The organism is Parviterribacter multiflagellatus, assembly GCF_056863265.1.
This window is the reverse complement of the sequence record NZ_JBXPIZ010000014.1, coordinates 89,592-108,615: the sequence shown is the minus strand read 5'-3', so window position 1 is coordinate 108,615 and position 19,024 is coordinate 89,592. Positions and strand designations below refer to the sequence as shown.

Here is a 19,024-nt window from a genome sequence, read left to right as displayed (position 1 = left end):
TGATGGGATCAGCGCAGGACCACCTCCTCCGGCTCACCGGCAACCCCGCGGCCGAGTTCCGCGAGCACCAGCTCGAGGCGATCACCGACCTCGTCGACGACCGCGCGCGGGTGCTCTGCGTGCAGCGGACCGGCTGGGGCAAGAGCGCCGTGTACTTCGTCGCGACCGCGCTGCTGCGCGAGCGCGGCGCGGGTCCGACGCTGATCGTCTCGCCGCTGCTCGCGCTGATGCGCAACCAGCTGGAGGCGGCGGCGCGGCTGGGGCTGCGGGCCCACACGGTCAACTCGACCAACCGCGACGAGTGGGCGCACGTGCAGGACCTGCTGGCGCAGGACGCGGTCGACCTGCTGCTCGTGTCGCCGGAGCGGCTCAACAACCCGACGTTCCGCGAGCGCTCACTGCCGCTGTTCGCCGAGCGCGCCGGGCTCCTGGTGGTCGACGAGGCGCACTGCGTCTCCGACTGGGGCCACGACTTCCGGCCCGACTACCGGCGCATCGGCGACCTGCTCGGGCTCCTGCCCGACGGCGTCGGCGTGCTGGGGACGACCGCGACCGCGAACGACCGCGTCGTCGCCGACGTGACCGAGCAGCTCGGCGCCGGCGGCGAGAACGGCGGCCTGCGCGTCTACCGCGGCCCGCTGGCGCGCACGTCGCTGCGGCTGGAGGTCGTCGACCTGCCGCACCCCGCGCACCGGCTCGCGTGGCTGGTCGAGCAGCTGCCGAAGATGGACGGCTCGGGGATCGTCTACACGCTCACCAAGCGCGACGCCGAGACCGTCGCGCAGTTCCTCACCGAGCACGGCGTGAGCGCGGAGGCCTACAGCGGCGACCGCGCGACCGAGGACCGGATCGGCGTGGAGGAGCGCCTCCTGCGCAACGACCTGAAGGCCGTCGTCGCCACCAGCGCGCTCGGCATGGGCTACGACAAGCCCGACCTCGGGTTCGTCGTCCACTACCAGGCGCCCGGCTCGGTCGTGGCGTACTACCAGCAGGTCGGCCGCGCCGGCCGCGGGGTCGACCACGCGGACGTCGTGCTGCTGCGCGGCGCCGAGGACAAGCGGATCCAGGACTTCTTCATCGAGCAGGCCTTCCCGCGGCGCGACCACGTCGCGCGGGTGATGGAGCTGCTGGAGGGCGCGGGCGAGCAGGGCCTGACGACGCGCGAGATCTCGTCCGGCGTCAACCTCGGCCTGTCGCGGCTGGAGGCGATGCTCAAGGTGCTCGACGTCGAGGGCGCGGTCGGCCGCAACGGCACGCGGTGGACGTCGCTCGGCGACACCGGGTGGGAGTACGACGAGGCGCGCTACCGCGGCGTCACCGAGCTGCGGCGGGCCGAGCAGGCCGCGATGGCGCGGTTCGGCGCCGACGGCCGCTGCCTGATGCGGACGCTGCAGGAGGAGCTCGACGACCCGGCCCCCGCCGACTGCGGCCGCTGCTCGGTGTGCGCCGGACCGCGGTGGGCGGGCGCGGAGCCGTCCGAGGAGCTCGTGCGCGCCGCCCAGATGCACCTGCGCTCGCAGCCGCTGTCGTTCGAGCAGAAGCGGATGGCCCCGGACGCCGAGGGCGTCATGCGGAAGATCCCCGAGGGCGTACGCGTCGAGGAGGGCCGCGCGCTCGCGCGGTTCGGCGACGCGGGCTGGTCGCGCGAGGTCGAGGCGGGCCTGGCCGCGGGCCGGCTGAGCGACGAGGTCGTCGAGGCCGCCGCCGCGCTCGTGCGCCAGTGGGGCGTGCCGGTCACGTGGGTCGCCGCGGTCCCCGCCCGTCGCGCCACGCCCGACGGGGCCGCGGACGTCGTCTCCGACCTCGCGGCGCGCGTCGCGGCGGCGCTCCAGCTCCCGTTCGTCCCCGCCCTGACCCGCGCGGCCGACCGCCCGCCGCAGGCGGAGATGCAGAACGCCGCGACGCAGGCGGCCAACGTCCGCGGCGCGTTCGCGGTGACCCAGCAGCCGCCCGCGGGCCCGTGCCTGCTGGTCGACGACCGCCGCCACAGCGGCTGGACGCTCGCGATGACCGGCGGGCAGCTGCGCCAGAAGGGCGCCGCCGCGGTCCACCCGCTCGCCCTCGTCTCCGCGTTCTAGCCCAGCAGGGCGGGGAGCGCCGCGTGCCCGACGCGTGTGGCGAGCGCGTCGCGGTCCTCCTCGCCCAGCGGCGCGTCGTCCGGCACCACGCCGAGGACGACCGCGGCCGCTGCGCCGCGGGCCGCGGCCATCGCGAGCACCGCCGCGGACGAGAGGTCGGTCGCGAAGCCGTGGTCGGCCGTGAAGACGTCGCGCGAGACCACCTCGCCGGCCGCGTCGCCGGCGAGGCGTGCGCGGAGCGCCGCCTCCGGCGCGAAGGTGCGCGCGGACGAGAGGGCGGCGCTCGTGCCGTCCTCCCCCCGCACCGCGTCCGCGACGAGCAGCGCGCCGGTGGGGTGGAGCGACGAGCGGCAGGTCCCGATCCGCACGAAGCGCGCCGCGCCGAGGTCGGCGAGCGTCGCGACGACCAGCGCCGCGGACGGCCCGCCCAGCCCCGTCGACTGGATCGTGAGCGGCTCCCCGTCCGCCTTCGCGGGCCCCGTGTAGCCCCACAGGCCGCGGTGGTGGTTGAACATCTTCGGCGTGTCGAGCAGCTCCTGGGCGAGGAGCAGCGCCCGCCCCGGGTCCCCCGGGAGCAGGACGCGCTCGGCGAGGTCGGTGGTCGGGTGGAGGTGGATCGGGTCGCGCGGCACGGCGCGAGAACTTAGAGTCCCGCGCACCATGGCCAAGAAGAAGGACAAGGGCACGTCCCGCGCCGATGCCGTGCGCAGCGCGGTCGACCAGGCCTTCCAGCAGGGCGCGGCCCAGGGCGCCGCGGCCGCCGCGGCGGCGGGTCAGGGCCGTGAGCGCGCGCAGGACATCGTCGACCAGCTCGCGCAGGCCGCGTTCCGCGTCCGCGACGTGCTCGAGGAGCTGCGCCCGCCCACCGGCGACGAGGTCGCGAAGCTCAAGGAGCAGATCGCCACGCTCGAGGAGCGCGTCGCGAAGCTCGAGGCGGACGCCGCCAAGCCGAAGCCCGCCGCGCGCCGCACGACCGCGGCGAAGAAGACGACGACGGCCCGCAAGCCCGCCGGCACCCGCAAGCCCGCGACGGGGGCCTAGCGATGGGCGCCGCGTTCTCCTCACCGGACGAGTTCGTCGAGGTCATGGACCGGACGTTCGCGATGATGTCCGAGGACCCGGAGATGGGCCCGAAGCTCCGTGAGGCCGACGTCCCGCAGCGCTTCGAGTTCACCGACCTCGACCTCGTCGTCAACATCCGCGCGGCCGAGGCCGACGAGGACGGCAACCTCGCGTGGGAGTGGAGCGACGAGGTCGCGTGGGAGCCGCGGGTCCGCATGACGATGTCCTCGGAGACCGCGAACAAGTACTTCCAGGGCAAGGAGAACGTCGCGATGGCCATCGCGCGCCGGCGCATCAAGACCGGCGGCGACGTGAAGGCGGCGCTCGCGCTCATGCCGATCACCAAGCCGATCTTCGAGCGCTACCGGGACATGGTCACCGACGAGTACCCGCACCTGCGGGTCTGAGCCCGGCCGCCGCGAGGAGCGCGCCGCGTGGCTGACGACGAGCTGACGCTCGCCGAGGTGGCGCGGCGCGTGGGGGTGACGCCCGCGACGCTCCGGCGCTGGGCCGAGAGCGACGTCATCCCCGGCCACCAGGGCGGCTCGGGGTGGACGCCCGCCGCGATCGCACACGCCCGCGTCGTCGCCCGGCTGCGCGAGCGCGGCCACACGCTCCAGTCGATCCGCGAGGCGGGCGCCGCGGGGCGGCTCGCGTTCGCCTACACCGAGGACCTCTTCCCGGCCGACGACGCGACGGTCGACGCCGCCGCGGCGGCCGCCGAGGTGGGGCTCGAGCCGGCGCTGGTGGAGCGCATCCTCGGCGCGGCGGGCTTCAGCGTCGGGACGCTGGAGCGGCTGACAGAGGAGGACCTGCAGCTCCTGCGCTACGCCGCGGCGGCGCTGAAGGCGGGGTTCCCGCTCGTCGCGCTCCTGCAGCTCATCCGCGTCTACGGCCAGGCGCTCGCGCAGATCGCCGACGCCGAGGTCCGGCTGTTCCACCTCTACGTCCACGAGCCGCTGATGCGCGACGGCGTGCCCGGCCTGGAGATGGCGGAGGAGATGGAGTCGCTGGCGCGCGAGATCCTGCCGCTCGCGTCGCCCGTGATGGACGCGCTGCACCAGCGGCTCGTCGCGCACTTCGTCGAGCAGGACGTCGTCGGCCACATGGAGGCGGACCTGGAGGGCGGGCTCGACCTCGGGCGGCTGCGCGTGGCGATCGCGTTCGCCGACCTGGCGGGCTACACGCGCCTGACGGAGGAGCTGGGCGACGAGGTGGCGGTCGACGCGGTGGACCGGTTCATCAACGCGGTCGAGACGACGCTGCCCGACGACGCGCGGGTCGTGAAGACGATCGGCGACGGCGTGATGGTCGTGGGCTCGGACGTCGGGGCGCTGGCCGAGTGGGCCGTCGGCTTCCAGGAGCTCGTGCGGGACGAGCGGCCGGTGCCGCGGATCGGCCTGCACGCGGGGGAGATCGTCTACCGCGACGGCGACTACTACGGGCGCGAGGTGAACCTGGCCGCGCGCGTCGTGGCCCGCGCGGCGGGCGGCGAGGTGCTGGTGACGCGGCCGGTGGTGAGCGCCACCGGCGGCGCGCTCGCGTTCGAGCCGATCGGCGAGGTGCGCCTGAAGGGCTTCACCGACCCGACCGAGCTGTTCCTCGCCCGCATCGCCCCTGCGGCCTGACAGCGATCTGCCGCCGGATCGGCCCCGCCCCGCGTACGCTCGGAGCCAGATGGCAGCGTCAGCAGACGTCCTCGAGCGGGTCCGGGCGACCGGGCTGCTGCTGTCCGGCGCGCCGGTCGTCGTGCTGCTCTCGGGCGGCCGGGACTCGGTCTGCCTGCTCGACTGCGCCGTCCGCATCGGCGCCGACGTCACCGCGCTGCACGTCAACTACGGGCTGCGAGGCGCGGAGGCCGACGCCGACGAGGCGCACTGCGCCGCGCTGTGCGAGCAGCTCGGCGTCCCGCTGCGCGTGATCCGCCCGCGCCGCGACGAGGGCGCCGGCGGGAACGTCCAGGCGTGGGCGCGCGACGTCCGCTACGCGGCGGCCGCCGCGCTGGCGACCGAGCTGACCGCACGGGCGGGGGAGCGGGGCGGCGCGCCGGGCGCGGTCGTCGCCGCGGGCCACACCGCGACCGACCAGGCCGAGACCGTCCTCTACCGCCTCGCCGCGTCGCCGGGCCGCCGCGCGCTGCTCGGGATGGCGCCGCGGGACGGCGCGCTCGTCCGGCCGCTCCTGGCGATCACCCGCGACGAGACCGCCGCGCACTGCACGGTCCGTGGGCTCGCCTGGCGCGAGGACGCCACGAACGGCTCCGACGCCTACGCCCGCAACCGGCTGCGCGCCCAGCTCGTACCGGCGCTGCGCCAGCTCCACCCGGCCGCGGAGCAGAACCTCGTGCGCACCGCCGAGCTGCTCCGCGAGGAGGCCGCGGTGCTCGACGACGTCGTCGCGACGGCGCTGGCGGGCCGCGACGACATCCCGCTCGACACCCTCCGCGCGCTGCCGCGAGCGCTGGCGCGCCTGGTCCTCCGCCGCCTCGCCCAGGACGCCGTGGGCGGCCTGTGCTCCCGCGTCCCGGCGCGGCTCGACGACGTCCTGGGCCTGGGTGACGGCGCCCTGGACCTGGGGGACGGGGTACGGGCCCTGGTCGAGGACGGCATCCTTCGCATCGTGCCCACACCCCCGCTCCCTGCTCATGCCTGACACCCACACCCGCGGCGAGATCCTCGTCCAGGCCGACGACCTGCAGCGCCGGATCCGCGAGCTCGGCGCCGAGATCACGCGTGACTACGAGGGGCGGGACCTGCTCCTCATCTGCGTCCTGAAGGGCGCGGTGCTCTTCATGTCCGACCTCATGCGCGAGATCGAGGTCCCGCTGGAGATCGACTTCATGGCCGTCGCGTCCTACGGCGATGCGACCGAGTCCTCCGGGGTAGTCCGGATCCTCAAGGACCTCGATGCCGCCATCGAGGGCCGCGACGTGCTGATCGTCGAGGACATCGTGGACTCCGGCCTGACCCTCCAGTACCTGCTCCGCAACCTGCGGGCCCGCGGGCCCAAGTCGCTGGAGGTCTGCGCGCTGCTGACGAAGCCGTCACGGCGCAAGGCGGAGGTCGGCGCGAAGTACATCGGCTTCGAGATCGACGACCGCTTCGTGGTCGGATACGGGCTCGACCACGCCGAGAAGCACCGCAACCTGCCGTACGTGGCGGCGTTGGACACCAGGTAGACTCGATCGACTGACCATGAGCCGGTTCTTCAAGAGCGCAGCATTCCCGATTCTGATCGTGGTGGTGCTGGCCTTCTTCGCCCAGCGCCTCATCTCGCCGAACGACGAGCCCGAGAAGCCCAGCTTCCCGGCCTTCCTGAACCAGGTCGAAGGCGGGCAGATCAAGTCCGTCGAGATGCGGCAGAAGGACAACACGCTCGAGGTCACCAAGAAGGACGACTCGAAGTACGAGGTCGGCTTCGTCGACGACTACGGGCAGGAGCTGACGCAGACGCTCCTCACCGCCGAGCGCGACCGCAAGCTCCAGGAGTTCGACGTCACCGGGCGCAAGTCCAACGGCTGGCTGTCGCTCCTGACCTACGTCCTGCCGTTCCTCATCTTCATCATCTTCTGGATCTTCCTGATGAACCAGATGCAGGGCGGCGGCTCGAAGGTCATGTCCTTCGGCAAGTCGCGGGCGAAGCGCATGAGCGTCGACTCGCCCAAGATCACCTTCCGCGACGTCGCGGGCGCCGACGAGGCGGTGGAGGAGCTCCACGAGATCAAGGAGTTCCTGGAGAACCCCAAGAAGTTCCAGGCGCTCGGCGCGCGGATCCCGAAGGGCGTGCTCCTCTTCGGCCCTCCCGGCACCGGCAAGACGCTCCTCGCGCGTGCCGTCGCCGGCGAGGCGGGCGTGCCGTTCTTCTCGATCTCCGGCTCGGACTTCGTCGAGATGTTCGTCGGCGTCGGCGCGTCCCGTGTGCGCGACCTGTTCGAGCAGGCCAAGCAGAACTCGCCCTGCATCATCTTCATGGACGAGATCGACGCCGTCGGCCGCCATCGCGGCGCCGGCATGGGCGGCGGTCACGACGAGCGCGAGCAGACGCTCAACCAGCTGCTCGTCGAGATGGACGGCTTCGAGATGAAGGACAACATCATCCTCATCGCGGCCACCAACCGTCCCGACATCCTCGACCCCGCGCTGCTGCGCCCGGGCCGCTTCGACCGCCAGATCGTGGTCGACCGGCCGGACCGCAAGGGCCGCGCGAAGATCCTCGAGGTCCACACCCGCGGCAAGCCGCTGGCCAAGGAGATCGACGTCGACACGCTCGCGGGGCAGACCCCGGGCTTCACCGGCGCGGACCTGGCCAACCTCGTCAACGAGGCGGCGCTGCTGGCGGCGCGCAACGGCAAGCGCGAGATCGGTCAGACGGAGCTCGAAGAGGGCATCATGCGCGTCGTCGCCGGCCCGGAGAAGAAGACCCGGGTCATGGGCGAGAAGGAGCGCCTGATCACCGCGTACCACGAGATGGGCCACGCGCTGGTCGGCCACTTCCTCGAGCACGCGGACCCGGTGCACAAGATCTCCGTCGTCGGCCGCGGCCAGGCGCTCGGCTACACGATCTCGATGCCGCAGGAGGACAAGTTCCTCACGACGCGCGCGGAGCTGCAGGACTCGATGGCGATGACGCTCGGCGGCCGCGCCGCGGAGGAGATCGTCTTCGGCGAGATCACCACCGGCGCGTCGAACGACCTCGAGAAGATCACGCAGACCGCCAAGCAGATGGTCATGCGGTTCGGCATGAGCGAGCGGCTCGGCCCGCGCGTCTTCGGGCACGACCACGGCCAGCCGTTCCTGGGCCGCGAGTTCTCGTCCGAGCCGGACTACTCCGACGAGCTCGCCCGCGAGATCGACGACGAGATCCGCCGCGTCGTGGAGTCCGCGCACCAGCGCGCCAAGGACATCCTCAACGAGCACCGCGACGACCTCGAGCGCATCTCCCAGATCCTCGTGCGTCGCGAGACGATCGAGAAGCACGAGTTCGAGGCGCTGCTCGAGGGCAAGACCGAGGAGGAGATCTTCGGGCCCGAGGACGAGGCGCCCGAGGCGCCCTCCGGCCCGCCCGAGCTTCCCGCCGGCGAGCGCGCCGGCCGTGAGTCCCAGCCCCGCCCGGTCCCGCGCCCCGGCCTCGCCGGCGCAGAGGCCCGCGGCATCCCGCCGGAGAAGCCGAACCCGGCCTGACGCTTCCGAGGCGCCGCGAGAGCGGCGCTTCGTCGTTCTAGGCTCGGGGGGTGAGCGCGCCGTCCTTCCAGGTCATGGGGATCGTGAACGTGACCCCCGACTCGTTCTCCGACGGCGGGCGGTACCTGCGGCACGAGGACGCGATCGCGCACGGCCGTGAGCTCGTCGCGGAGGGCGCGGACATCCTCGACGTCGGCGGCGAGTCGACGCGGCCGGGGGCGTCGCCGGTGGGGGCCGAGGAGGAGATCGCGCGGACCGTGCCGGTGATCGCGGCCCTGCGCGGGTCGGGGCGGCAGCTGTCGATCGACACGACGAAGCTCACGGTGGCCGAGGCGGCGGTCGAGGCGGGCGCGACGTACGTCAACGACGTCTCGGCGTTCCGCTTCGAGCCGGAGCTGGCGGGGTTCGTCGCCGACGCCGGCGTCGACTGCTGCCTCATGCACATGCGCGGCGAGCCGCGGACGATGCAGGAGGACCCGCGCTACGACGACGTGGTCGACGACGTCAAGGCGCACCTGGAGGAGCGGATGACGTTCGCGATCGCCGAGGGCGTCCGCGAGGAGCGCATCCACCTCGACCCGGGGATCGGCTTCGGCAAGACGGTCGAGCACAACCTCGAGCTGCTGCGGCGCCTGGACGAGCTGGCCACGTTCGGCCGCCCGATCCTGATCGGCGTCAGCCGGAAGGGGTTCCTGGGCAAGCTCACCGGCCGGGAGGTCACCGAACGGCTGCCCGCCACGATCGCCGCGAACGTCCTCGCCTACCGCCAGGGAGCGGCGATCTTCCGCGTCCACGACGTCGCTCCGGTGCGGGACGCGCTGACCGTGGCCGCTGCTACGTTCCCACCCACATGGCCGACGACGACGCAGACCGCGACGACCTCGACGGAGACGACGAGGACTTCGACGGCGGCGACGACGAGTTCCAGACCGTCGTCAGCATCGAGATCGTCGGGCTCTCGCTCTACACCCACCACGGGGTGACAGCCGCCGAGCGTGAGATCGGGCAGCGCCTGCTGGTCGACATCACGCTCGAGGTCGGGGAGCCCGATGCGACCGTGACCGACATGGTCGAGGACACCGTCGACTACGGCGAGGTCTGCAACACGGTCGCGCTCGTGGCCCAGCAGCGCTCGTACAAGACGCTCGAGCGGCTCTCCACCGCGATCGCCGACCGGCTGCTGCAGGACTACGCCGCCGAGTACGTCTCGGTGAAGTGCACCAAGCCCGAGCCGCCCATCGCGCTCCCGGTCGACGAGGTCTCCGTCACCGTCTGGCGCGAGCGCAGCGAGGACGACGAAGACTGACCGCGGGCGGTCGCACGATGGCCACGCCCGCCCGCCAGCGCCTCACCGCCCAGGAGCGCCGTGAGGACGTCCTCGCCGCCGCGATCGCCGAGTTCGCGATCACCGGCTACCACGGCACGCCCACCGAGGCGATCGCCAAGCGCGCGGGGATCTCGCAGCCGTACCTCTTCCGGCTCTACGGCACGAAGAAGGACCTCTTCCTCGCGTGTGTGGAGCGCTGCTTCGACCTGACGCTGCAGACCTTCCGGCGCGCCGCCGAGGCCGCGCCGCCGGACAAGGACAAGCTCGTGGCGATGGGCGAGGCGTACGTGGAGATGCTCGCCGACCGCGAGCTGCTGCTCTTCCAGCTCCAGAGCTACGCCGCGGCGGCGGACGCGGACGTGCGCGCGCTGTCGCAGCGGCGCTACGTGGAGCTGCGCGACGAGATCGCCCGGCTCGCCGGCGTCTCGCGCGAGGACGCCGTGCCGTTCCTCGGCCAGGGGATGCTGCTCAACATCGCGGCCGCGCTCGACCTCCAGCCCGAGGAGTGGCTGTGGGGGGAGCACGAGCAGTGACGGTCGGCTACCTCGGCCTCGGCTCCAACGTCGGGGACCGCCGCTCGCACCTCCAGGCCGCCGTCGACCTGCTGCCGCGGCACGGCGTGCGCGTCCTCGCGTCCTCGGCGACGTACGACACCGACCCGGTGGGGGAGGTGCTCGACCAGCCCGCGTTCCTCAACGCGTGCATCCGGATCGAGACGGACCTGACGCCGGAGGAGCTGCTCGACGCCTGCAAGGCGGTGGAGAAGGAGCGCGGCCGCGTGCTGGCCAACGAGCCGGGCTACGTCCGCCACGGCCCGCGTCCGCTCGACGTCGACCTCCTCCTGCTGGGCGACGTGGCGTACGCGAGCGAGCGGCTGACGCTCCCGCACGAGCAGGTCCTCTCGCGGCGCTTCGTGCTGGTCCCCCTCCTGGAGCTCGACTTCGAGCTCCAGACCCCCGACGGCACACCGCTCTCCGGTGCGTTGGCGCGCCTGCCGTTGGACGAGGGCGTGAGGCGGGTCGGCGACCCCCTCAAGGTGACCACCGGTCAGGCCGACAAGTCGAGCTGAACGCCCGGGTGCCGCTTGCCGCCCGCCCCGGGCGGCTCGCACCCGGACATGCCTTCCCCCAGCCGTCTCACCCTGCCCGTGCTCGCGGGCGCCCTCGCCTCGTGCGCCGGCCTCGTCGCGACCGCGGCCCCTGCCTCCGCGGCGCTGACCGTCGAGGTCTCCGGGCCGACCCTGCGCGTGACCGCCGGCCCCGGCGAGCTCAACCGCGTGACCGTGGGCGTGAGCAACGGCTCGTACCTCGTCCGCGAGGGTGGGACGGTCGTCGCGACCCGCTCCACCTCCGGCATCACGGGCCTCCGCGTCGACACGGGCGACCTCGACGACACGATCACGATCGACCCGGCCGTCACCGTCGGCACGACGCTGATCGACGGCGCCGGCAACGACACCGTCTCCGGCGGCGCGCGGAAGGACACGTTCGTCGGCTCGCCCGGCGACGACACGCTGAGCGGCGGCGCGGGCGACGACGCGTTCGGCGACGCCGGCGGCGAGGGCGCCGACACGCTCGACGGCGGCGCAGGCTGGGACGTCGCGGACTACTCGACCCGCACGGCCGCGCTGCACGTCGCGCTCGACGGCCTGCGCGGCGACGGCGCGGAGGGCGAGCACGACGACGTCCGCGCGACCGTCGAGGAGGTCGTCGGCGGCGCCGGCAGCGACCGGCTCGTCGGCAGCGACGCGAACAACACGCTGAAGGGCGGCGCGGGCGACGACAGCTTCGACGGCCGCGGCGGCGCCGACCGCTACGAGGGCAACAGCGGCCAGGACGCCGCCGACTACCGCGCCCGCACCACCCGCGTCGTGGTCAGCGCGGACGGCGCCGCGAACGACGGCGCGCCCGGCGAGGGCGACAACGTCGGCGGCGACGTCGACGACCTCTACGGCGGCGCGGCCGGCGACGAGCTGAACGGCAACAACGGCGGCAGCACGCTCGACGGCGGCGGCGGGGACGATCTCGTGCGCGCCGGCGGCGGCGACGACACGGTGCTCGGCGGCTGGGGCCACGACACGCTCGAGGGCGGCGACGGCGCCGACCGCCTCGCCGGCGGCGACGGCGACGACACGCTGCGCGGCGGAGGCCACGACGACGTCCTCGACGGCGGCTGGGGCGCCGACCGGCTCGACGGCGACGGCGGCACCGACGTCCTCGACTACCGCAGCCGCACCGGCGCGATCACCGTCGACCTGGAGCGCGGCGCGACCGGCGAGCCCGGCGAGGGCGACCGCCTGGAGGCCGTCGAGGGCGCGTGGACCGGCGCGGGCGACGACCGCCTGCGCGGCGACGACGGCGACAACCGCTTCGAGGCGGGCCCGGGCAACGACGTGCTCGAGGGCCGCGACGGCGCCGACCGGATGTCCGGCGGCGACGGCTGGGACCGCGTCGAGTACCCCGGCCGCCGCGGCGGCGTGAGCGTCTCCCTCAACGACGGCGCCGACGACGGCGCCAGGGGCGAGCGCGACGACGCGCGCCGCGACGTCGAGGAGGTCGTGGGCGGCAGCGGCGACGACAAGCTCACCGGCGACGACGAGGCCAACGTGCTGCTCGGCGGCGACGGCGAGGACACGCTCTACGGCAACGGCGGCGGCGACACGCTCGACGGCGGCGCCGACGAGGACACGCTCGACGGCGGGCGCGAGAACGACGCGCTGCGCGGCGGCGACGGCAGCGACCGGCTCACCGGCGGTAGCGGCGAGGACGCGCTCGACGGCGCCTCCGGCAACGACACCCTGTCCGGCAGCGACGGCCTCGACGGCCTCGACGGCGGCGCCGGCAACGACACGCTCGGCGGCGGCTCGGGCAACGACACGCTCGCCGCCGGTACCGGCAACGACCGGCTGAACGGCGACGACGGCGCGGACGTGCTCGACGGCGCGCAGGGCGCGGACACGCTCGACGGCGGCCGCGACGCCGACGCGCTGAGCGGCGGCGACGACGGCGACAGGCTGGGCGGCGGGGACGGCGACGACGCGCTCGACGGCGCGGGCGGCGACGACCAGCTCTCGGGCGGCAGCGGCAACGACGCGCTCTCCGGCGGCGCCGGCAACGACAAGCTCAACGGCGACGACGGCGACGACCGGCTCGCCGCGTCGCTCGGCAACGACACGCTCTCCGGCGGCAACGGCAACGACGGCCTGCTCGCGGAGGACGGCGACGACAAGCTCGGCGGCGACAACGGCGAGGACCGGCTCGACGGCGGCGCGGGCCGCGACGAGCTCGGCGGCGGCAACGACGCGGACGTGCTGCTCGGCGGCGCCGGGCCCGACGCCCTGCGCGGCGACGGCGGCGAGGACACCGTCGACTACTCCCAGCGCACCGGCAAGCTCCGCATCACCAACGACGGCAAGGCCGACGACGGCGAGCCCGGCGAGGCCGACAACGTCGATGGCTCGGTCGACCACGCGATCGGCGGCAGCGGCGACGACCTCATCCGGTTCGCCAGCGACTGGCCGCACCGGCTCTACGGCGAGGGCGGCAACGACACGCTCGACGGCGGCCCCAAGGCCGACCTGCTCCAGGGCGGCGCCGGCAACGACCAGCTGATCGGCCGCGGTGGGCGTGACACGTTCGACGCCGGCGCGGGCAACGACAAGCTCAGCGGCGCCGACGGCCTCAAGGAGACGCTCGTCTGCGGCGCCGGCAAGAAGGACTCCGCCGTCCGCGACAAGCGCGACAAGGGCGTCGGGTGCGAGAAGCTGCGCGTCGGCAAGGTCTCCTCGAACACCGGCACCACGACGGCGCCCGAGGACGCCGACGTCGTCCCGGTCGCCAGCACGAAGACCGGCAGGCTCGCCGGGACGAAGCGCGTCTACAAGGGCGGCGGCTTCACCGCGATCCCCGGCTTCCCGGGCGAGCGCATCGACCGCCGCCTGCTCAAGGACATCGCCTACCTGAAGGCCAAGTACAAGATCGCGATCACCGACGGCTACGCGCTGACCGGCCACGCGGCCGGCGGCGAGCACCCGCGCGGCCTGGCGATCGACGTCGTCCCCGGAGCCGGCGGCTCGTGGGCGAAGATCGACCAGCTCGCCAAGTGGGCCGAACCGCGCCAGGGCCGGGCACGCGCCCCGTTCCGCTGGGTCGGCTACAACGGCGACTCCGGGCACGGCCGCGGCCACCACCTCCACCTGTCGTGGAACCACGCGCCGGCGAAGCGCGGCAAGGCCGCCCGGTGGGTCGACACGCTCGCGTTCAAGGCGGGCCGGCCGACGGTCAAGCGCGTGCGCAACCTCATCCCGTTCGCGGGGCGCAACAACTCGCGGCTGGGCGGCAAGCCGTCCTACCGCAGCGGCCTGCGCGCCGTCGCGCGGTGCAAGGGCGCGGGGCAGCTCGTCCCGACGTGGAAGGCCGCCGGCCGCGCGTTCGGCATCCGCTGGACCGTGCTCGCCGCGATCACGCAGGTCGAGTCGGGCCACGGCTGCAACATGGGGCCGTCGTCGGCTGGCGCGATCGGGTGGACGCAGTTCATGCCCGCCACCTGGAAGATCTGGGGCATGGACGCCGACGGCGACGGCAAGGCGTCGCCCCACAACTCGGTCGACGCGGTGTTCTCGAGCGCGCGGTACCTGCGCGCGTCCGGCGCGCCGCGCTCCTACCGCAAGGCCCTGTTCGCCTACAACCACGCGCAGTGGTACGTGAACAAGGTCCTCGCGGTGGAGAAGCGGTTCCGCTAGGCCCCGGCCCAGTCCGACGGCGCCACACCGGCGGGCACCGAGCCGGGCCACGACGGGTACACGCGCCGGGCGAGCGCCGCCACGCGGGGGCTGGCCTCGATGATGGGCGCGACGTCGCCGATCGTCAGCAGCGCGCGCAGCACCGCGCAGATCTGCAGGTCGGCGGCGTTGAGCGCCTCGCCGCCGAGCACGCCCTCCTCGATCCAGCCGTCGACCCGCTCCACCGCCGCGGGGAGCGTCGCGAAGTCCGCCCGCACGGCCTCGTCGGTCCCGCCGTTGCGCCACTGCCCGACCGGCGTGAGCACCGGCCCGAGCGCCTTCGCCAGCGGCGCCGGCATCGGCAGCACGAGGTTGGCGTCCTTGACGTACGAGTAGGCGGCCTGCGGCCGCCGGCGCATGTGCCACCACAGCATCCGGCGCCCGTACGGCTGCAGCTCCTCGTCGCCCCAGCGCTCGGCCTCGCGCACCTGCTCGGCGATGCCCGCCGGGTAGAGCACGGGCGACGGCCACTCGTCCTCGATGCGCTGGCAGATCGCCCGCGAGCCGCTCACCTTCTCGCCGCTCGGGAAGCGCACCGCGGGAACGGTCGGCGCGCGGAACCGCACCTGCTGGTGGAAGACGTGGAACACCGGCGGCAGCTCGGTGAGGTCGTAGGCCACGCCCTTCAGGCGCAGCGCGGCCTCGACGCACGCGCACGGCGGCGAGGCGGGGATGACGTAGACGCGCGGGCGGGACATGCGCGGATCATGCCTGAGTAGGATCACCCGCCGCGATGCTCCTCGTCGTCGACGTCGGCAACACCCAGACCCACTTCGGGACCTTCAAGGGCACCGAGCTCGTCGAGCACTGGCGCTTCGCGACGGTCCGCACGTCGACCGCCGACGAGCTGGGCGCGGCGCTCCGCTCGCTGCTCGCGCTGCGCGGCGTGGAGTTCGGCGACCTGACGGCGGCGATCGTCTCGTCGACCGTCCCGCAGCTCGAGCCCGAGTGGCTGGAGATGTCGCGCCGCTATCTGCCGCAGGAGGCCCTCATCGTCGGCCCGGGCGTCAAGACGGGGATGGCGATCCGGTACGACAACCCGCGTGAGATCGGCGCCGACCGGCTCGTCAACGCCGTCGCGCTGCGCGACCGCTACGCCGGCGCCGCGATCTGCGTCGACTTCGGCACCGCGACGACGTTCGACATCGTCAGCGCGGCAGGGGAGTACCTGGGCGGCGTGATCCTGCCGGGCATCGAGGTCTCCCTCGACGCGCTGACCGAGCGCGGCGCGAAGCTCCCCAAGATCGACCTCGCCGCCCCGCGCGGCGTGATCGGCAAGTCGACCGTGGACGCGATCCGCAGCGGCATCCTCTACGGCTACGGCGGCGCGATCGACCGCATCCTGGAGCGCATCCACGACGAGCTGGGCGAGGAGGTCGACGTGGTGGCCACCGGCGGCCTGTCGAGCACGATCGTCCCGTTCACCGAGGAGATCGACGAGGTCGACGACCTCCTCACGCTGACGGGGCTGCGCCTCATCCACGAGAAGAACGCGTCGGGTTCCTAACCTGGAGGGCGCGATGAGGCGCCTGACCGAACCGTGGACCCTCGGCGGGATCGAGATCCCGAACCGCGTCGTGCTCGCTCCGCTGGCGGGCATCGGCAACTGGTTCGTGCGGCTGCAGGCCCACCGCTACGGCGCGGGCCTCGCGGTCTCGGAGATGGTGTCGAGCTTCGGCATCCACCACGGCAACGACAAGACGCGCAACGAGATGCTGCGCGTCCATCCCGACGAGGGCATCACGTCGATCCAGCTCTTCGGGCAGGACCCGGACGTCATGCGCTCCGCCGCGGCCTACGTGGCGGCCAACACCGACGCCAAGCTCATCGACCTCAACATGGGCTGCCCGGTCCCCAAGGTCATGAAGACCGGCGCGGGCGCCGCGATGCTCAAGGACCACGACACCGCCGTCGCCGTCGCGCGCGCCGCGCGAGAGGGTTCGAACCTGCCCGTCACCGTCAAGCTGCGCAGCGGCGAGAAGAAGGGCGACACGAGCGGCGTCGAGCTGGCCCACCGGCTGGTCGACGAGGCCGGCGTCGCGGGCATCACGTTCCACCCACGCAGTGCGCAGGTCCACCACAAGGGCACGCCCGACCTCGACCTCGCCAAGGAGCTGTGCGCCAGCCTGCCGGCGCCCGTGATCCTCTCCGGCGGCATGAACGAGCCCGAGTGGATCGTCGACGCCTGGGAGCACACCGGCGCGGAAGCGATCATGCTCGCCCGCGGCGCGCTCGGGAACCCGTGGCTGTTCGCGCGCCTGCTGGACGAACGGACGGCCGAGCCCACCCGCGACGAGATCCTCGCCGAGCTGGACTGGGTGATGGCCCGCGCGGTCGAGCACCTCGGCCCGGTGCGCGCCGGCCGCTACCTGCGCAAGTTCTACCCCTGGTACGTCGAGCGGCTCGCGCCGTGGACCGGGGGCGTCAAGGCGCCGGAATCGAAGCAGCTCCAAGCCGACCTCCAGGCGACGTCCACGGTCGAGGAAGCCCGCGCGGTCCTCACCCGCTGGGGAGCCTTGCAGCCCGCCTAGCGAGCGCTGCTACGCTACCTCGCCTTTCGCGCCCCCCGAACGCCTGGACCTGCCATGCCGAAGGACGTCATCCTCACCCCTGAGGGCCTCGAGAAGCTCAAGGCCGAGCTCGAGGAGCTCACCACCGTCAAGCGCCGCGAAGTCGCCGAGCGCATCAAGGACGCGCGGGAGTACGGCGACATCTCCGAGAACTCCGAGTACGACGACGCCAAGAACGAGCAGGCGATGCTCGAGTCGCGCATCCTCAGCCTCGAGGAGAAGCTCCGCTCCGCGACCGTCGTCGACGCGAAGGACATCAACACCGACGTGGTCGGCGTCGGCACCGCCGTGAAGATCAAGGACGAGGCCGGCAAGTCGGTCACGTACACGATCGTCGGCTCGACCGAGGCCAACCCCGCCGAGAAGAAGCTGTCCAACGAGTCGCCCGTCGGGCGCGCGCTGATCGGCCACGCCAAGGGCGAGACCGTCCAGGTGCAGCTGCCGAACGGCAAGGCGCGCGAGCTCACGATCGAGAAGATCGAGGTCGGAGGCTGAGCGACGACCTGCTCACGACGCGGCGCGCGAAGCTCGACGAGCTGCGCGCCGCCGGCGTCGAGCCGTTCCCACACGCGTACCCGGGCGTGACCCCGATCGCGGACGTCCACGCGGCGTTCGACGATCTCGAGGCCGGCGCCGAGACCGAGGAGCGTCGCCGCATCGCCGGGCGCCTCGTGTCCCGGCGCGGCCAGGGCAAGATGGCGTTCCTCGACCTCGAGGACCGCTCGGGCCGCATCCAGATCCAGTCGAAGGTCGACGTCCTCGGCGAGGAGAAGCACGCGCGACTGCTCGACCTCGACCTCGGCGACCTGATCGGCGTCGACGGCCGCGTCTTCAAGTCGCGCCGCGGCGAGCTGTCGGTGCAGGTCGAGGACTTCGACGTCCTCGCCAAGTCGCTGCGCCCGCCGCCCGACAAGTTCCACGGCGTCCAGGACGTCGAGCTGCGCTTCCGCCGCCGGGAGCTCGACCTGCTCGGCAACCCCGAGACGCGCGAGCTGTTCATCACGCGCGCGAAGGTCATCACCGCGATCCGGCGCTACTTCGACGACGCCGGCTTCGTCGAGGTCGAGACGCCCGTGCTGCAGCCGCTGTACGGCGGCGCGCTCGCCCGCCCGTTCACGACGCACCACAACCAGCTCGACCGCGACCTGTACCTGCGGATCGCCACCGAGCTGTACCTCAAGCGGCTGATCGTCGGCGGCCTGGAGCGCGTCTACGAGATCGGCAAGAACTTCCGCAACGAGGGCGTGTCGCACAAGCACAACCCCGAGTTCACGATGATCGAGTGGTACGAGGCGTACGCCGACTACGAGGACGAGGCGACGCGCCTCGAGACCCTCGTCGCGGGCGTCGCGGAGGCCGTCGGCTACGAGGGGGAGATCGACTGGTCGGCGCCGTGGCGGCGCATCACGCTCGCGGGCGCGATCGAGGAGAAGACCGGCATCGACGTGATGGCGCACCGCTCCGACGAGGCGCTGGCCGCGGCGATCAAGGCGCACCCCGAGGCGTCCGCGAAGGTGCCGACCGAGGGTCAGCAGTGGCCGCAGATGGTCGACGACCTGATGTCGAAGTTCGTCGAGGGCGACCTGATCCAGCCGACGTTCCTCATGGACTACCCGAAGGAGCTGTCGCCGTTCGCGAAGGACCACCGCTCCTCCGAGGGCGTCGTCGAGCGGTGGGAGGCCTTCGCCGGCGGCATGGAGATCGCCAACGCGTTCACCGAGCTGAACGACCCGGACGAGCAGCGCCGGCGCTTCGAGGCGCAGGTCCGGCTCGCCACCGGGGGCGACGAGGAGGCCCAGCCGTACGACGAGAGCTTCGTCGAGGCGCTGGAGCAGGGCATGCCGCCGACCGGCGGCGTGGGCATGGGCGTCGACCGGCTGGTGATGCTCATGACGGGGCGGCACGCGATCCGCGAGGTCGTGCTGTTCCCCGCCATGCGGGACTGACCGCGCGCCGGCGCGCCATCAGGTGTCGCCGCGGCGACATCTCGACGTCTGGACGATTGGCACCGCGCCGGAACTGACGTA

The 19,024-nt window shown here is 73.3% G+C and carries 17 protein-coding genes and 1 pseudogene; 16 read left to right on the top strand and 2 right to left on the bottom strand.

The annotated features are described in order from the left end of the window. Nucleotides 1-2 precede the first annotated feature (2 nt). Nucleotides 3-2,078: a RecQ family ATP-dependent DNA helicase gene (locus AC1UE5_RS26730; protein WP_482928994.1), complete on the top strand. Its 2,076-nt coding sequence runs from the start codon at nt 3-5 to the stop codon at nt 2,076-2,078. Here AC1UE5_RS26730 and AC1UE5_RS26725 read toward each other — a convergent pair. Continuing rightward, on the bottom strand, nt 2,075-2,710 hold the full coding sequence (locus tag AC1UE5_RS26725; protein WP_482928993.1) for a phosphorylase family protein: 636 nt from the start codon (nt 2,708-2,710) through the stop codon (nt 2,075-2,077). The two genes, AC1UE5_RS26730 and AC1UE5_RS26725, sit on opposite strands and share 4 nt — an antisense overlap. Nucleotides 2,711-2,738: 28 nt before the next feature. On the opposite strand from AC1UE5_RS26725, the gene AC1UE5_RS26720 reads away from it, so the two are divergent. The 11 genes and pseudogenes from AC1UE5_RS26720 (at nt 2,739) to AC1UE5_RS26670 (ending at nt 14,388) form a co-directional block, all read left to right on the top strand. Further along, nucleotides 2,739-3,119, top strand: coding sequence for a hypothetical protein (locus tag AC1UE5_RS26720; protein WP_482928992.1), 381 nt, complete (start codon nt 2,739-2,741; stop codon nt 3,117-3,119). 2 nt (nt 3,120-3,121) lie between these two features. Further along, nucleotides 3,122-3,547, top strand: a complete 426-nt coding sequence (locus AC1UE5_RS26715) for an SCP2 sterol-binding domain-containing protein (protein ID WP_482928991.1) — start codon at nt 3,122-3,124, stop codon at nt 3,545-3,547. 27 nt (nt 3,548-3,574) lie between these two features. Further along, nucleotides 3,575-4,768, top strand: coding sequence for a MerR family transcriptional regulator (locus AC1UE5_RS26710; RefSeq protein WP_482928990.1), 1,194 nt, complete (start codon nt 3,575-3,577; stop codon nt 4,766-4,768). 49 nt (nt 4,769-4,817) lie between these two features. Continuing rightward, the gene (gene tilS, locus AC1UE5_RS26705) at nt 4,818-5,792 is read left to right on the top strand and encodes a tRNA lysidine(34) synthetase TilS (RefSeq protein ID WP_482928989.1); all 975 of its coding nucleotides are present in this window, start codon (nt 4,818-4,820) and stop codon (nt 5,790-5,792) included. Further along, nucleotides 5,785-6,318 carry a hypoxanthine phosphoribosyltransferase gene (hpt, locus tag AC1UE5_RS26700; protein WP_482928988.1) on the top strand — a complete coding sequence of 178 codons (534 nt, stop codon included), beginning with the start codon at nt 5,785-5,787 and terminating at the stop codon, nt 6,316-6,318. Before tilS ends, hpt begins: the two co-directional genes overlap by 8 nt. A gap of 16 nt (nt 6,319-6,334) precedes the next feature. Beyond that, the gene (ftsH, locus tag AC1UE5_RS26695; RefSeq protein ID WP_482928987.1) at nt 6,335-8,320 is read left to right on the top strand and encodes an ATP-dependent zinc metalloprotease FtsH; all 1,986 of its coding nucleotides are present in this window, start codon (nt 6,335-6,337) and stop codon (nt 8,318-8,320) included. A 74-nt stretch (nt 8,321-8,394) separates the two neighbouring features. After that, nucleotides 8,395-9,096 (top strand): annotated as a pseudogene (gene folP, locus AC1UE5_RS26690) (dihydropteroate synthase); the annotation flags it as partial. A 74-nt stretch (nt 9,097-9,170) separates the two neighbouring features. Next, a complete protein-coding gene (folB, locus tag AC1UE5_RS26685; protein WP_482928986.1) occupies nt 9,171-9,626 on the top strand; it encodes a dihydroneopterin aldolase in 456 nt (151 codons plus the stop codon). Nucleotides 9,627-9,643: 17 nt separating this feature from the next. Further along, on the top strand, nt 9,644-10,180 hold the full coding sequence (locus tag AC1UE5_RS26680) for a TetR/AcrR family transcriptional regulator (protein WP_482928985.1): 537 nt from the start codon (nt 9,644-9,646) through the stop codon (nt 10,178-10,180). Next, nucleotides 10,177-10,716 carry a 2-amino-4-hydroxy-6-hydroxymethyldihydropteridine diphosphokinase gene (gene folK, locus AC1UE5_RS26675; protein WP_482928984.1) on the top strand — a complete coding sequence of 180 codons (540 nt, stop codon included), beginning with the start codon at nt 10,177-10,179 and terminating at the stop codon, nt 10,714-10,716. The genes AC1UE5_RS26680 and folK overlap by 4 nt, the downstream gene beginning before the upstream one ends. A 48-nt stretch (nt 10,717-10,764) precedes the next feature. Beyond that, complete coding sequence (locus AC1UE5_RS26670) at nt 10,765-14,388, top strand: lytic murein transglycosylase (protein WP_482928983.1); 3,624 nt, start codon at nt 10,765-10,767, stop codon at nt 14,386-14,388. On the opposite strand, the gene AC1UE5_RS26665 is transcribed toward AC1UE5_RS26670, so the two are convergent. Next, nucleotides 14,385-15,125, bottom strand: coding sequence for a glutathione S-transferase N-terminal domain-containing protein (locus tag AC1UE5_RS26665; RefSeq protein ID WP_482928982.1), 741 nt, complete (start codon nt 15,123-15,125; stop codon nt 14,385-14,387). The two genes, AC1UE5_RS26670 and AC1UE5_RS26665, sit on opposite strands and share 4 nt — an antisense overlap. 35 nt (nt 15,126-15,160) lie before the next feature. Here AC1UE5_RS26665 and AC1UE5_RS26660 point away from each other — a divergent pair, with 35 nt between their 5' ends. Genes AC1UE5_RS26660 through lysS form a run of 4 tightly spaced genes read left to right on the top strand, consistent with a single transcriptional unit; the run spans nt 15,161 to nt 18,943 of the window. After that, complete coding sequence (locus tag AC1UE5_RS26660) at nt 15,161-15,934, top strand: type III pantothenate kinase (RefSeq protein WP_482928981.1); 774 nt, start codon at nt 15,161-15,163, stop codon at nt 15,932-15,934. A 13-nt stretch (nt 15,935-15,947) separates the two neighbouring features. Then, nucleotides 15,948-16,958: a tRNA dihydrouridine synthase gene (locus tag AC1UE5_RS26655; protein WP_482928980.1), complete on the top strand. Its 1,011-nt coding sequence runs from the start codon at nt 15,948-15,950 to the stop codon at nt 16,956-16,958. A 54-nt stretch (nt 16,959-17,012) separates the two neighbouring features. After that, nucleotides 17,013-17,492 (top strand): transcription elongation factor GreA, encoded by a 480-nt coding sequence (gene greA / locus AC1UE5_RS26650; RefSeq protein WP_482928979.1) that lies wholly within the window; start codon nt 17,013-17,015, stop codon nt 17,490-17,492. Further along, complete coding sequence (gene lysS, locus AC1UE5_RS26645) at nt 17,489-18,943, top strand: lysine--tRNA ligase (protein WP_482929071.1); 1,455 nt, start codon at nt 17,489-17,491, stop codon at nt 18,941-18,943. Before greA ends, lysS begins: the two co-directional genes overlap by 4 nt. Nucleotides 18,944-19,024: the final 81 nt, after the last annotated feature.